Consider the following 14,968-nt stretch of genomic DNA (forward strand, 5'->3'; position numbering starts at 1 on the left):
TATGCGAATAGCACGTCTGACACGCTCCCGCTGGCTATGGCTGGCGGGAGCGCTTCTCGTTTTATGGGGGCTGATTGTCGCCGCCGACCGCCTGTGGCCGTTACCTCTGAAAGAGGTTAATCCCGCCCGGGTGGTGGTAGATGAGAAGGGCACGCCGCTCTGGCGTTTTGCCGATAGCGACGGGATCTGGCGCTACCCGGTTACCATTGAAGAGGTCTCTCCCCGCTACCTTGAGGCGCTGATCCAGTATGAAGATCGCTGGTTCTGGGATCACCCAGGCGTAAACCCGCTCTCTGTCCTGCGCGCTGCCTGGCAGGATCTCAGTTCTGGCAAAGTCGTCTCTGGCGGAAGCACGCTGACCATGCAGGTGGCACGCCTGCTGGACCCACATCCGCGCACCTTTGGCGGTAAAGTTCGTCAGCTCTGGCGGGCGATGCAGCTGGAGTGGCATCTTTCCAAACGCGACATTCTCACCCTTTACCTCAACCGCGCTCCGTTTGGCGGCACGCTGCAGGGCGTCGGGGCGGCAAGCTGGACCTATCTTGGCAAACCGCCGTCGCAGCTCAGCTATTCCGAAGCGGCGCTGCTGGCTGTGCTGCCGCAGGCACCCAGCCGCTTGCGTCCGGACCGCTGGCCTGACCGGGCCGAAGCGGCGCGCAACAAAGTGCTCGACCGCATGGTAACGCAGGGCGTCTGGTCCGCGAAGCAGGTTAAAGAATCACGGGAAGAATCGGTATGGCTGGCGCCCCGACAGATGCCGCAGCTGGCACCGCTCTTTGCGCGCATGATGCTCGGCAAAAGTCGCGACGCAAAAATTGTCACCACGCTGGATGCCGGACTGCAGCGGCAGCTGGAAGAGCTGGCGATGAACTGGAAATCTCGCCTGCCGGCACGCAGCTCGCTGGCGATGATCGTCGTGGATCACACCGATATGAAAGTGCGCGGCTGGGTCGGATCGGTGGATATTAACGATGACACGCGTTTCAGCCACGTGGATATGGTCAATGCGATCCGATCCCCTGGATCGGTATTAAAGCCCTTTATTTACGGTATGGCGCTGGACGATGGCCTGATCCATCCCGCCTCTCTTCTCCAGGACGTTCCCAGAAAAACCGGTGATTATCGCCCCGGGAATTTTGACAGTGGGTTCCACGGGCCGGTCAGCATGAGTGAAGCGCTGGTGCGCTCCCTTAACCTGCCTGCGGTACAGGTACTGGAAGCGTACGGGCCAAAACGTTTTGCCGGGATGCTGAGCAACGCAGGCTTGCCGCTGATCCTGCCTGCGGGGGCGCAGCCGAATCTGTCTCTGATCCTCGGCGGGGCAGGCGCCCGGCTGGGCGATATCGCCGCGGCCTACAGCGCGTTTGCCCGACACGGTAAGGCGGGAAGGCTGCGGTTACAGCCGGGCGATCCGCTCATTGAACGTCCGCTGCTGTCGCAAGGCTCGGCGTGGATTATTCGCCGTATTCTGGCCAATGAAGCGCAGCCGCTACCGGATAATGCGCTACCGCAGATCGCGCCGCTGGCGTGGAAAACCGGCACCAGCTACGGCTACCGTGATGCATGGGCCATTGGTCTTAATGCCCGCTACGTAATAGGCATCTGGACAGGACGACCGGACGGTACGCCCGTAGCGGGGCAGTTTGGTTTCGCCAGCGCAGTTCCACTGTTAAATCAGGTCAATAACCTGCTTCAGTCGCGCTCAACGGTAGACGAAGCCCGCCTGCCGCGCGACCCGCGTCCGGAGAGCGTCGGGCGGGGCGTGATCTGCTGGCCGGGCGGCCAGTCGCTGCCGGAAGGAAGCGAAAACTGTCGGCGTCGCCTGTCGACCTGGCTGCTGGAAGGGAGTGAACCGCCCACGCTGCTATTGCCCGAACAGGAAGGCATACGCGGCATCCGCTTCCCGGTCTGGCTGGATAAAACGGGTAAACGCGTGGCAGCAGATTGCCCTGATGCAACTGAAAAAGTCCTGGATGTCTGGCCGCTGCCGCTGGAGCCGTGGCTGCCGGCGACCGAGCGTCGCGCGGTACGGGTCCCTCCTTCCTCAACCACCTGTCCTCCGCTGTCGCAGGACGCACCTGCGCCACTCATCCTGACAGGCGTGCGTGAAGGGGACGTCATCAAACGTCTGCCGGGGGAATCCCGCGTTTCGCTGCCGCTTCAGGCGACCGGCAATAGCGGCGAGCGCTGGTGGTTTTTGAACGGTGAACCGCTGAATGTGAAGGGAAGAGTTTACACATTACAGCTTGATAAATCGGGCGATTATCAGTTACTCGTTATGGATGAGACCGGTCAGGTCGCGACGGTGAATTTTACGCTGCAGTGACCTGAAAACAGCTTTCAGATGTGAGCTGTTGCTAAAACTCGTCTTATTTTAAAAAAATGTTACCTGAATCCATAGGCAATGGCGCTATTGCTCATTATAATCCGCGCCACACCATACTCAGGTATGCAAAACAACAGAACATTGACAGAGGTTATCATGGCTATTGAACGTACTTTTTCCATCATCAAACCAAACGCGGTGGCAAAAAACGTTATTGGCAGCATCTTCGCTCGCTTTGAATCTGCAGGGTTCAAAATTGTTGGCACCAAAATGCTGCACCTGACCGTTGAGCAGGCTCGCGGTTTCTACGCTGAGCACGAAGGTCGCCCATTCTTTGACGGCCTGGTTGAGTTCATGACCTCCGGTCCAATCGTGGTATCCGTGCTGGAAGGCGAAAACGCAGTACAGCGTCACCGTGACCTGCTGGGCGCAACCAACCCGGACAACGCGCTGGCAGGTACTCTGCGCGCTGACTACGCAGACAGCTTCACCGAGAACGGTACCCACGGTTCTGACTCTGTTGAATCTGCTGCACGCGAAATCGCTTTCTTCTTCGCAGAAGGCGAAGTGTGTCCACGCACCCGTTAATTTAACGGTTTCGTTTACACATTATTTTCGTAAATGCCGCGTCCAGACGTGGCATCCCTGCGCCAGACTTTGTACAATGCAACGCCCCGGACGAGCAGACTGCTTTCCGGGGCGTTTCTATTCAACCCTCCATGGGCCATAACGTGTAACAACGAGGCCGGAAAATATTATGTCTGAATTAGTGAATACCTCCGAAGTCGCCATTCCTGCGGTTCCCAATAAAAATGGAAAAATCAACCTGCTGGATCTGAACCGTCAGCAGATGCGCGAGTTCTTTAAAGAGATGGGCGAAAAGCCGTTTCGTGCCGATCAGGTCATGAAGTGGATGTACCATTACTGCAGCGACAATTTTGATGACATGACTGACATCAACAAGGTCCTGCGCAACAAGCTTAAGGAAGTGGCCGAAATCCGCGCACCGGAAGTGGTGGAAGAGCAGCGCTCAGCGGATGGCACCATCAAATGGGCGATTGCGGTAGGCGATCAGCGTGTTGAGACCGTCTACATCCCGGAAGAAGACCGCGCCACGCTGTGTGTCTCCTCTCAGGTAGGCTGTGCGCTGGAGTGCAAATTCTGCTCTACCGCGCAGCAAGGCTTTAACCGTAACCTGCGCGTGTCAGAAATTATCGGCCAGGTCTGGCGTGCCGCGAAAATCGTGGGTGCGGCAAAAGTAACCGGTACGCGTCCTATCACCAACGTGGTGATGATGGGAATGGGTGAGCCGCTACTGAACCTGACCAACGTTGTTCCGGCGATGGAAATCATGCTGGATGACTTCGGTTTTGGTCTGTCCAAGCGTCGCGTCACGCTGTCTACCTCAGGCGTTGTGCCTGCGCTGGACAAGCTTGGCGACATGATTGACGTTGCGCTGGCGATCTCCCTGCACGCGCCAAATGACGAAATTCGTGACGAAATTGTGCCGATCAACAAAAAGTACAATATCGAAACCTTCCTCGCTGCGGTGCGTCGCTATCTGGAGAAATCCAACGCCAACCAGGGCCGCGTCACCATCGAGTACGTGATGCTTGACCACGTCAACGACGGTACCGAACATGCGCATCAGCTGGCCGAATTGCTGAAAGATACGCCATGCAAAATCAACCTGATCCCATGGAACCCGTTCCCGGGCGCGCCGTATGGCCGTAGCTCGAACAGCCGCATCGACCGTTTTTCCAAGGTGCTGATGGAGTATGGTTTCACCACTATCGTGCGTAAAACCCGTGGTGATGACATTGATGCAGCATGCGGACAGCTGGCGGGTGATGTCATTGACCGTACCAAACGTACCCTGCGTAAACGCATGCAGGGCGAGACGATCGCGGTTAAAGCTGTTTGATTATTATGCACTCACGGCGCATTATCTGCGCCGTGAAGCATACTCTTACTGAATAATCAGTCAGATTCGTGATGACTGAACAATAATTACGGTGCGTTTCATCCGACTTTCGGGCAGTATGTAACGACGTAACAACAGTTTAGCCGTACGGGCAGGGCTGTACTGTCATCTCCGGGCTGACAGTCTTATACTCTCTGTTCAAGGTTAACTGACCAGAAGTTTCGCGGTGCGGGTGGCATTGTGACTCACCGGCACCTGAACCCTTATTTTTCACGTACCAGTAGTTGTAGCGAATGAATACTGAAGCCACTCACGACCAACATGAAGCACTCTCCACTGGCGTTCGTCTTCGCAACGCCCGTGAACAACTCGGACTCAGCCAGCAAGCCGTTGCGGAACGCTTGTGCCTGAAGGTTTCCACGGTTCGCGATATTGAAGAAGATAAGGCACCTGCCGATCTGGCTTCAACATTCTTGCGCGGTTATATCCGCTCTTACGCAAAACTGGTCCATATCCCCGAAAACGAATTACTGCCAATGATGGAGAAGCAGGCACCGGTCCGTGCAGCAAAAGTTGCGCCGATGCAGACCTTCTCCCTGGGGAAACGTCGTAAAAAACGCGATGGCTGGCTGATGAGCTTTACCTGGCTGGTGCTGTTTGTGGTGATCGGTCTGACCGGCGCATGGTGGTGGCAAAACCACAAGGCCCAGCAGGAAGAGATCACCACCATGGCCGATCAATCCTCCGCCGAACTCAACCAGGCCGGAAGTGAGAATGCCCAGAACGTGCCGCTGAATACCGACGGCGCAGCTTCCTCCAGCGAGCCACAGACCGCAGCGCCAGACGCGTCGGCGACCGGTGCTGCACAGGCTCCGGTAGCAACGGCTAACACCGCTGCGCCGCAGGCTCAGGATCAAAACGCGGTTGTTGCCCCTTCTCAGGCGAATGTTGATACTGCGGCGAACGCGCCTGCTGCTACTCAGCCTGCAGACAATAGCGCAGCGTCTCTGCCAACCAGCCCGGCGGGTACGGCAACAGCAGCCGATCCCAACGCCCTGGTGATGAACTTCAGCGCCGACTGCTGGCTGGAAGTGACTGACGCGACAGGTAAAAAACTGTTCAGCGGCCTGCAGCGTAAAGATGGCACGTTAAACCTAACCGGCCAGGCTCCCTATAAACTTAAAATCGGCGCACCGGCAGCGGTACAGATCCAGTATCAAGGAAAACCTGTCGATCTGAGCCGCTTTATCAGAACTAACCAGGTTGCACGTCTTACCGTTAATGCCGAACAATCAGCAGCACAGTAACAGACGGGCAACGCGGGAGATTTTTCATGCATAACCAGGCTCCGATTCAACGTAGAAAATCGAAACGGATTTACGTTGGGAATGTGCCAATCGGCGATGGGGCACCTATCGCCGTTCAGTCGATGACCAACACGCGCACCACCGATGTGGAAGCGACGGTCAATCAAATCAAAGCATTAGAACGTGTAGGCGCGGACATTGTTCGCGTCTCCGTCCCGACCATGGATGCCGCTGAGGCGTTCAAACTGATCAAACAGCAGGTCAGCGTTCCGCTGGTGGCTGATATCCACTTCGACTACCGCATCGCACTGAAAGTGGCCGAATACGGCGTCGATTGCCTGCGTATTAACCCGGGCAACATCGGTAACGAAGAGCGTATCCGCATGGTCGTGGACTGCGCCCGCGATAAAAATATTCCTATCCGTATCGGCGTTAACGCCGGTTCCCTGGAAAAAGACCTCCAGGAAAAATACGGCGAGCCGACGCCACAGGCGCTGCTCGAATCCGCGATGCGCCATGTGGATCATCTGGATCGTCTTAACTTTGACCAGTTCAAAGTCAGCGTAAAAGCGTCAGACGTGTTCCTGGCGGTAGAGTCTTATCGTCTGCTGGCAAAGCAGATCGACCAGCCTCTGCACCTCGGGATCACCGAAGCGGGCGGCCTGCGCAGCGGTTCTGTAAAATCCGCGATCGGTCTTGGGCTGCTGCTCTCTGAAGGGATCGGCGACACCCTGCGCGTCTCGCTGGCGGCCGATCCGGTCGAAGAGATCAAAGTCGGTTTCGATATCCTGAAGTCACTGCGCATTCGCGCGCGCGGGATCAACTTCATTGCCTGCCCAACCTGTTCACGTCAGGAGTTTGATGTGATCGGCACGGTGAATGCCCTGGAGCAGCGTCTGGAAGACATTATCACCCCGATGGACGTCTCCATCATCGGCTGCGTGGTAAACGGTCCGGGTGAAGCGCTGGTGTCAACCCTGGGTGTAACCGGCGGTAATAAGAAAAGTGGTCTCTATGAAGATGGCGTTCGTAAAGATCGTCTGGATAATAGCGACATGATCGACCAGCTTGAAGCCCGCATCCGCGCCAAAGCCGCCATGATGGACGAAACACAGCGTATCAGCGTTCAGCAGGTTGAAAAATAACGTGATGGGAAGCGTGCCGCTTCCCATGTATGATTGAACCCATTCTTTGGGTTTTTTTTGTATATAGAAAGAGAATAAACGTGGCAAAAAACATTCAAGCCATCCGCGGCATGAACGATTATCTGCCTGGCGAAACCGCCATCTGGCAGCGCATTGAAGGCACACTGAAGCAGGTGCTCGGCAGCTACGGTTACAGCGAAATCCGTTTGCCGATTGTAGAGCAGACCCCGTTATTCAAACGCGCGATTGGTGAAGTCACCGACGTGGTTGAAAAAGAGATGTACACCTTTGAGGACCGTAACGGCGACAGCCTGACCCTGCGTCCGGAAGGTACGGCGGGCTGCGTACGCGCCGGCATCGAACATGGTCTTCTGTACAATCAGGAGCAGCGCCTGTGGTATATCGGCCCGATGTTCCGCCACGAACGTCCTCAGAAAGGTCGTTATCGTCAGTTCAATCAGCTGGGTGTAGAAGTCTTTGGCCTGCAGGGCCCGGACATCGACGCTGAACTGATTATGCTGACCGCCCGCTGGTGGCGCGCCCTCGGTATCGCCGATCACGTTTCTCTTGAGCTGAACTCTATCGGTTCTCTGGAAGCACGCGCTAACTACCGCGATGCGCTGGTGGCGTTCCTGGAACAGCATAAAGAGAAGCTGGACGAAGACTGCAAACGTCGCATGTACAGTAACCCGCTGCGCGTTCTGGATTCCAAAAACGCGGATGTTCAGGCACTGCTGAACGATGCGCCTGCGCTGGGTGACTACCTGGATGAAGAATCTCGCGAACACTTCGCGGGCCTGTGCAAGCTGCTTGAAGCGGCAGGCATCGCCTATACCGTGAATCAGCGCCTGGTGCGCGGTCTGGACTACTACAACCGTACCGTGTTTGAGTGGGTGACTACCAGCCTCGGTTCTCAGGGCACCGTATGTGCGGGCGGCCGTTATGACGGTCTGGTTGAGCAACTTGGCGGTCGCGCAGCCCCGGCTGTTGGCTTCGCGATGGGCCTTGAGCGACTTGTTTTGCTGGTTCAGGCAGTTAATCCGGAATTTAAAGCAGATTCCGTTGTCGATATATACCTGGTGGCTTCAGGCGCGGAAACGCAGCCTGCGGCGATGCAGCTTGCCGAACGCGTGCGCGATGCGCTGCCGGGCGTTAAGCTGATGACCAACCATGGCGGCGGCAACTTCAAAAAACAGTTTGCTCGTGCCGATAAGTGGGGCGCATGTATTGCACTGGTGCTGGGCGAGTCCGAAGTGGCTAACGGCGAAGTGGTGGTGAAGGACCTGCGCTCTGGTGAGCAGACAACGGTAACGCAGGACGGCGTTGCGGCGCACTTGCGCACTCTATTGGGCTAAGGAGAAGGACTGCGTGGAAATTTACGAGAACGAACACGATCAGGTCGACGCGATTAAGCGCTTCTTTGTTGAAAACGGCAAAGCGCTGGTTGTTGGGGTTGTTTTAGGTATCGGTGCGCTGGTGGGCTGGCGTTACTGGAACAATCATCAGGCAGATTCCGCGCGCGGCGCGTCTCTGTCCTATGAAAATACCGTGAGCGCAATTCGTGCCGATCAGCCGCAAACGCTGACTGCGGCAGAAAAATTTGCGGCTGACAACAAAAACACCTACGGTGCACTGGCTGCGCTGGAAGTGGCTCAGCAGTACGTTGATAAGAACGAACTGGATAAAGCCGCTGCACAGCTCTCGCAGAGCCTTGCTGCGGCCAGCGATGAGAACCTGAAAGCGGTGATCAATCTGCGCCTGGCACGTATTCAGGTTCAGCAGAAAAAAGCTGACGATGCGCTGAAAACGCTCGATACCATCAAAGGCGAAGGTTTTGCTGCCATCGTTGCCGATCTGCGCGGTGAAGCACTGCTGAGCAAAGGTGACAAAGCGGGCGCGCGTAAAGCGTGGCAAGCTGGCGTAGAGAGCAATGCTTCACCTGCGCTGAGCGAAATGATGCAGATGAAAATAAATAATTTGTCCGTCTGAGAGGGACCCGATGCAATTGCGTAAATTACTTCTGCCAGGACTGCTTTCTGTTACGTTATTGAGTGGTTGTTCACTGTTCAGTGGCGAAGAAGACGTTGTGAAAATGTCCCCACTGCCGACGGTTGAAAACCAGTTTACCCCATCCACCGCGTGGGATGTCTCCGTGGGCAATGGAATTGGTGATTTCTATTCCAACCTTCATCCTGCGTTTGCAGACAGCGTTGTCTATGCCGCTGACCGCAAAGGTACCGTGAAAGCGGTGAACGCCGATGACGGGAAAGAAGTATGGTCCGTTAACCTGGCGGAAAAAGACGGCTGGTTCTCCCGTAAACCTGCACTGCTCTCTGGCGGTCTGACCGTTGCCGGTGGCCATGTTTACGTGGGCAGCGAAAAAGCGCAGGTTTATGCGCTGAACAGCAGCGACGGCTCGATTGCCTGGCAAACAACCGTGGCGGGTGAATCCCTGTCTCGTCCGGTGGTGAGCGACGGCCTGGTGCTGATTCATACCAGCAACGGCCAGCTGCAGGCGCTGAACGAAGCTGACGGTCTGGTGAAATGGACCGTTAACCTGGATATGCCTGCGCTCTCTCTGCGCGGCGAATCCGCACCGGCTACCGCATTTGGTGCTGCCATTGTGGGCGGTGACAACGGTCGCGTGAGCGCAGTGCTGATGCAGCAGGGCCAGATGATCTGGCAGCAGCGTATCTCTCAGGCTACTGGCTCAACGGAAATTGACCGTCTGAGCGACGTAGATACAACGCCGGTCATCGTTAACGGTGTGGTTTACGCGCTGGCCTATAACGGCAACCTGACCGCGCTGGATCTGCGCAGCGGCCAGATCATGTGGAAACGTGAGCTGGGCTCTGTGAACGATTTCATCGTTGAGGGCAACCGCATCTATATGGTCGATCAGAACGACCGTCTGCTGGCGCTGAGCACCGAAGGCGGCGTAACGCTGTGGACGCAAAGCGATCTGCTGCACCGTCTGCTGACTGCTCCGGCACTGTACAACGGTAGCCTGGTGGTTGGCGACAGCGAAGGGTATATGCACTGGATCGATCCGGATAACGGCCGCTTTGTTGCACAGCAAAAAGTCGACAGTTCTGGTTTCCTGACCGATCCGGTTGTGGCCGACGGCAAACTGCTGATTCAGGCAAAAGACGGCACGCTGTACGCGATCACGCGTTAATTACCCGGCGGTTGTAGTATACTAAACGGCTCCTGTTCACTCAGGAGCCGTTTTGACATTTTTAAAAACGCCGCGAAAGCGACGTTATTTTGAATTTTATGAGGCTTCAAACATGGTACCTGTGGTCGCGCTTGTCGGGCGCCCTAACGTTGGAAAATCCACTCTTTTTAACCGTTTAACACGCACCCGTGATGCGCTGGTTGCGGATTTCCCGGGGCTGACGCGTGACCGTAAGTACGGTCGTGCAGAGGTGGAAGGACGTGAGTTCATCTGTATTGATACCGGTGGTATTGACGGCACAGAAGACGGCGTTGAAACCCGCATGGCGGAACAGTCGCTGCTGGCGATTGAAGAAGCGGATGTGGTGCTGTTTATGGTGGATGCGCGCGCTGGCCTGATGCCGGCAGACTCCGCTATTGCCAAACACCTGCGTTCACGCGAAAAGCCGACCTTCCTGGTGGCGAACAAAACTGACGGCATCGATGCCGATCAGGCCGTCGCGGATTTCTGGTCTCTGGGCCTGGGTGAAATCTACCCGATTGCGGCATCGCATGGCCGTGGCGTCACCAGCCTGTTGGAAACCGTTCTGCTGCCGTGGGTTGACGAAGTAAACCCGCCGGAAGAGGTGGACGAAGACGCTGAATACTGGGCGCAGTTCGAAGACGGAGAAGAGGGCGAAGAAGAGCCTGAAGACGACTTCAACCCGCAGGACCTGCCGATCAAGCTGGCCATCGTGGGTCGTCCAAACGTAGGTAAGTCTACGCTTACTAACCGTATTCTGGGTGAAGAGCGCGTGGTCGTTTACGACATGCCTGGCACCACCCGTGACAGTATCTACATCCCTATGCAGCGCGACGAGCGCGAGTATGTCCTCATCGACACCGCCGGGGTGCGTAAGCGCGGGAAAATCACCGATGTGGTGGAAAAATTCTCCGTTATCAAAACCCTGCAGGCGATCGAAGATGCCAACGTAGTGCTGCTGGTCATCGACGCACGCGAAGGTATCTCCGATCAGGACCTCTCTCTGCTCGGCTTTATCCTCAATAGTGGGCGCTCACTGGTTATCGTGGTCAACAAGTGGGATGGCCTGAGCAATGAAGTGCGCGAGCAGGTGAAAGAGACCCTCGACTTCCGTCTGGGCTTTATCGACTTCGCCCGCGTGCACTTTATCTCGGCGCTGCACGGCAGCGGTGTGGGTAACCTGTTCGAATCCGTGCGTGAAGCGTACGATAGCTCCACCCGTCGTCAGAGCACCGCGATGCTGACCCGCATCATGAATATGGCTGCTGAAGACCATCAGCCGCCGCTGGTGCGCGGCCGTCGCGTGAAGCTGAAATATGCCCACGCCGGTGGTTATAACCCGCCAATCGTAGTAATTCACGGCAACCAGGTGAAAGACCTGCCGGATTCCTACAAGCGCTATCTGATGAACTACTTCCGTAAATCGTTGGACGTAATGGGCACGCCTATCCGTATCCAGTTCAAGGAAGGGGAAAACCCGTTTGCCAACAAGCGCAACACTCTGACACCAAACCAGATGCGTAAGCGTAAGCGCTTGATTAAGCACATTAAGAAAAGCAAATAAGCTTTACCTGCTTCACGAAAGCCCGCGTTTATCGCGGGCTTTTTTTTGCCAAATCATACCGCCGGTTTTCTCTGTGTGAAGTCAATCACTATTCACTTTTAACCAAGTTTAAATCTAAGAAAGTAGACAATCGTCGAATTTTCATCTTAAAGTCCAGGGTCCGGTACTAGACAAAACTAGCGCCTGGTTATCAAATGGTTAACTAACTTTTCGCCGCATGTAAAAAATCGGCCAGATACGTAACTGGCCGGCGTACCTGCTGGTGTTTACAAGCACGACGACATACCTTTCGGGAGAATTATGCAATCCACTGTTAATCAAAAAGAGAGCCGAACGTTCTTCGGCCATCCGTATCCGCTCGGTTCCCTGTTCTTCACCGAGATGTGGGAGCGCTTCTCGTTTTACGGCATTCGTCCGTTACTGATCCTGTTTATGGCCGCCACCGTCTATGACGGCGGGATGGGCCTGGCGCGTGAAAACGCCTCGGCGATTGTCGGTATCTTTGCCGGTACCATGTACCTGGCCGCGCTGCCGGGCGGCTGGCTGGCCGATAACTGGCTCGGTCAGCAGAGAGCCGTCTGGTACGGCTCGATCCTGATTGCGCTCGGACACCTGTCGATCGCGCTCTCAGCGGTGATGGGGAACAACCTGTTCTTTATCGGCCTGATGTTCATCGTGCTTGGCTCCGGGCTGTTTAAGACCTGTATCTCGGTGATGGTCGGCACCCTGTATAAAAAAGGCGACGCGCGTCGTGACGGCGGTTTCTCGCTGTTCTATATGGGCATCAACATGGGCTCGTTCATCGCGCCGCTGATTTCCGGCTGGCTGATTAAAACCCACGGCTGGCACTGGGGCTTTGGTATTGGCGGCATCGGGATGCTGGTGGCGCTGATTATCTTCCGCGTGTTTGCCGTTCCGGCGATGAAACGCTATGACGGCGAAGTCGGCCTCGACTCTACATGGAACAGCCCGGTGGTGAAGCGTAACGGCGTGGGCGTTTGGCTGCTGGCGCTGGCGGCAGGCGTGGCAACGATCGTGACGCTGATTGCGCAGGGCGTGATTGTGATTAACCCGGTCGCGGTAGCCAGCGTGCTGGTCTACGTGATTGCGGCATCCGTTGCCCTCTACTTTATTTATCTGTTTGTCTTTGCGGGGCTGAACCGTAAAGAGCGCGCCAGGCTGTTGGTCTGCTTTATTCTGCTGATCTCCGCGGCGTTCTTCTGGTCCGCCTTTGAGCAGAAGCCAACCTCGTTTAACCTGTTTGCCAACGACTACACTAACCGCATGATTGGTGATTTCGAAATCCCGGCGGTGTGGTTCCAGTCAATCAACGCCCTGTTCATCATTCTGCTGGCTCCGGTGTTTAGCTGGGCATGGCCGAAGCTCGCGAGCAAAAACATTCGCCCGAGCAGCATCACCAAGTTCGTTATTGGTATTTTGTGCGCGGCGGCAGGCTTTGGCCTGATGATGCTGGCGGCACAGAACGTGCTGAGCAGCGGTGGAGCGGGCGTATCGCCGTTCTGGCTGGTGGGCAGCATCCTGATGCTGACGCTCGGCGAACTGTGCCTGAGTCCGATTGGCCTGGCGACCATGACGCTGCTTGCGCCGGAAAGAATGCGCGGCCAGATGATGGGGCTGTGGTTCTGTGCGAGCGCGTTGGGTAACCTGGCGGCGGGCCTGATTGGCGGCCACGTGAAGGCCGACCAGCTGGATATGCTGCCGGATCTCTTTGCGCGCTGCTCCGTCGCGCTGCTGATTTGTGCCGCGGTACTGATCGTCCTCATTGTGCCGGTACGCCGCATGCTGGAAAATGCGCAGACTAAACCGGCGGCTAACGCCTCGTAAACCTCGGACTTGCCGGGGCGGCGTTATGCCCCGGTAAAACCCAACAGGAGAGAATATGTCGATTACCTGCCCGGAATGCCAGTCACCGCTGGAGCCCCAGAACGGGGTAGCGCACTGCGACAGCTGTAATAAAGATATTGCGCTTGAAGCCCGCTGCCCGGAGTGCCATCAGCCACTCCAGGTATTAAAAGCCTGCGGGGCGGTGGACTATTTCTGCCAGAACGGCCACGGCCTTATCTCTAAAAAACGCGTGGAGTTTGTTCGGGCCGAAGGTTAATCGCACACGCAGCCTTCGCCTTTCTGCCACAGCTCGACCAGCGACTCGGGGGCTTCCTGCTCGGGCACCAGCACGATGATATCGGCGTAGTGCGCCTGATTTTGCCCGGTCCAGATAATCTGGATGCGGAAATAGCGCTGGTCGCCGCTGCCGGGTGAAGAGGCTTGCCCGGGCGGCTGGCCGCGTGGAAAAGCCTGCTCCAGGATGCTCACCAGACGCTGGCGCTGGGCCTCATTGAGCGAGGAGAGCGCGATGGTGCGCTGTCCGCTCAGCTTGGGAATAAAAGCGACGCCGCCTTCCCGGGCCAGCTCAACCACGGCGTCATCCGTCAGTTCCGGAACCTGCATTTACAACACTCCCACCTGTTCCCAGGCTTGTTTAATGGCCGCACCAGCGTCGGCGCCGGAGCGTTTCTCTCCGTGCGCGATCGTCAGTTTTGCGAAGGCCTCAAAATCCGCATCCTGCGCCAGATTGCGATCGCAAACCGTGTCGTACCAGGCATAACCCGCTTTTTCCCAGGCGTAGCCGCCGATCGCCGTCGCGGCCAGATAAAATGCCCGGTTGGGGATGCCGGAGTTCAGATGCACGCCGCCGTTATCCTCGCGCGTTTTAATGAAATCTTTCATGTGCGCAGGCTGCGGGTCTTTGCCGAGCAGGGGATCGTCATAGGCGGTGCCGGGTTCAGACATCGAGCGCAGCCCTTTACCGTTAATCCCTTTCGCCAGCAGCCCTTCGCCAATGAGCCAGTCAGCTTTATCGGCGGTTTGCTTCAGATGGTACTGTTTGACCAGTGAGCCAAACACGTCCGACAGAGACTCGTTCAGCGCGCCCGACTGCTCAAAATAGATAAGCCCGGCTTCGGTCTCGGTCACACCGTGGCTCAGCTCGTGCGCCACCACGTCGATAGCGATGGTAAAGCGGTTAAATATTTCCCCGTCGCCGTCGCCAAATACCATCTGCTGACCGTTCCAGAAGGCGTTCTGATATTCCCGGCCGTAATGCACGGTGCCGGTCAAAATAAGCCCTTTATTATCGAGCGAATCACGCTGATATTCTTTCCAGAAGAAATCATGGGTAATACCTAAATAGTTATAGGCTTCATCCACCGCCACATCGCCGTTCGACGGCTGGCCTTCGTAACGCACCTGCGTACCCGGCAGCTCCTGGGTTTGCTTCGCGTCGTAAATATCGCGCTCCAGCTGTCCGGCTTTATTCACGTGCGGCGCGGCGGGTTTGCCCGGCATATGGGCCATCAGCGTCTGGACATGGGTTAAGGTCTGACGGGCACAGCGCTGCTGCGGCTCGGAACCGCTTTCGATAATACGACGAAGAATATAAGGGGGAATAACGCTATGAAGATGGGGCATGCTGCTCTCCTTAT

13 protein-coding genes are annotated in these 14,968 nt (G+C 56.4%); 11 read left to right on the forward strand and 2 right to left on the reverse strand.

Annotation, left to right across the window (positions count from 1 at the left end):
- Window position 1 precedes the first annotated feature (1 nt).
- The 11 genes from pbpC (at window position 2) to ACZ6J2_RS05610 (ending at window position 13,587) form a co-directional block, all read left to right on the forward strand.
- Window positions 2–2,326, forward strand: a complete 2,325-nt coding sequence (gene pbpC / locus ACZ6J2_RS05560) for a peptidoglycan glycosyltransferase PbpC (RefSeq protein ID WP_471725101.1) — start codon at window positions 2–4, stop codon at window positions 2,324–2,326.
- Window positions 2,327–2,482: 156 nt separating this feature from the next.
- Complete coding sequence (gene ndk / locus ACZ6J2_RS05565; RefSeq protein WP_003860625.1) at window positions 2,483–2,914, forward strand: nucleoside-diphosphate kinase; 432 nt, start codon at window positions 2,483–2,485, stop codon at window positions 2,912–2,914.
- Between the two features lie 169 nt (window positions 2,915–3,083).
- Complete coding sequence (gene rlmN, locus ACZ6J2_RS05570) at window positions 3,084–4,250, forward strand: dual-specificity RNA methyltransferase RlmN (protein WP_014171168.1); 1,167 nt, start codon at window positions 3,084–3,086, stop codon at window positions 4,248–4,250.
- A 293-nt stretch (window positions 4,251–4,543) separates the two neighbouring features.
- On the forward strand, window positions 4,544–5,557 hold the full coding sequence (rodZ, locus tag ACZ6J2_RS05575) for a cytoskeleton protein RodZ (RefSeq protein WP_471725102.1): 1,014 nt from the start codon (window positions 4,544–4,546) through the stop codon (window positions 5,555–5,557).
- Window positions 5,558–5,583: 26 nt separating this feature from the next.
- Complete coding sequence (ispG, locus tag ACZ6J2_RS05580; RefSeq protein ID WP_023308814.1) at window positions 5,584–6,702, forward strand: flavodoxin-dependent (E)-4-hydroxy-3-methylbut-2-enyl-diphosphate synthase; 1,119 nt, start codon at window positions 5,584–5,586, stop codon at window positions 6,700–6,702.
- An 80-nt stretch (window positions 6,703–6,782) separates the two neighbouring features.
- Window positions 6,783–8,057, forward strand: coding sequence for a histidine--tRNA ligase (gene hisS, locus ACZ6J2_RS05585; RefSeq protein WP_471725104.1), 1,275 nt, complete (start codon window positions 6,783–6,785; stop codon window positions 8,055–8,057).
- A 13-nt stretch (window positions 8,058–8,070) separates the two neighbouring features.
- A complete protein-coding gene (locus ACZ6J2_RS05590; RefSeq protein WP_039263736.1) occupies window positions 8,071–8,691 on the forward strand; it encodes a YfgM family protein in 621 nt (206 codons plus the stop codon).
- Between the two features lie 10 nt (window positions 8,692–8,701).
- Entirely contained in the window at window positions 8,702–9,880 is a 1,179-nt protein-coding gene (gene bamB, locus ACZ6J2_RS05595) for an outer membrane protein assembly factor BamB (protein ID WP_471725105.1), read from the forward strand.
- A gap of 112 nt (window positions 9,881–9,992) precedes the next feature.
- Complete coding sequence (gene der / locus ACZ6J2_RS05600; protein ID WP_023308811.1) at window positions 9,993–11,465, forward strand: ribosome biogenesis GTPase Der; 1,473 nt, start codon at window positions 9,993–9,995, stop codon at window positions 11,463–11,465.
- Window positions 11,466–11,765: 300 nt separating this feature from the next.
- Window positions 11,766–13,310: a peptide MFS transporter gene (locus ACZ6J2_RS05605; RefSeq protein ID WP_032659418.1), complete on the forward strand. Its 1,545-nt coding sequence runs from the start codon at window positions 11,766–11,768 to the stop codon at window positions 13,308–13,310.
- Window positions 13,311–13,365: 55 nt separating this feature from the next.
- Window positions 13,366–13,587, forward strand: coding sequence for a zinc ribbon domain-containing protein (locus ACZ6J2_RS05610; protein WP_202770550.1), 222 nt, complete (start codon window positions 13,366–13,368; stop codon window positions 13,585–13,587).
- Here ACZ6J2_RS05610 and ACZ6J2_RS05615 read toward each other — a convergent pair.
- Complete coding sequence (locus ACZ6J2_RS05615; protein ID WP_006811517.1) at window positions 13,584–13,934, reverse strand: protealysin inhibitor emfourin; 351 nt, start codon at window positions 13,932–13,934, stop codon at window positions 13,584–13,586. The genes ACZ6J2_RS05610 and ACZ6J2_RS05615 overlap by 4 nt on opposite strands.
- Window positions 13,935–14,954, reverse strand: a complete 1,020-nt coding sequence (locus tag ACZ6J2_RS05620) for a M4 family metallopeptidase (RefSeq protein WP_471725108.1) — start codon at window positions 14,952–14,954, stop codon at window positions 13,935–13,937. It abuts the gene before it with no gap.
- Window positions 14,955–14,968 lie beyond the last annotated feature (14 nt).

The organism is Enterobacter sp. E14S (genome assembly GCF_055666685.1).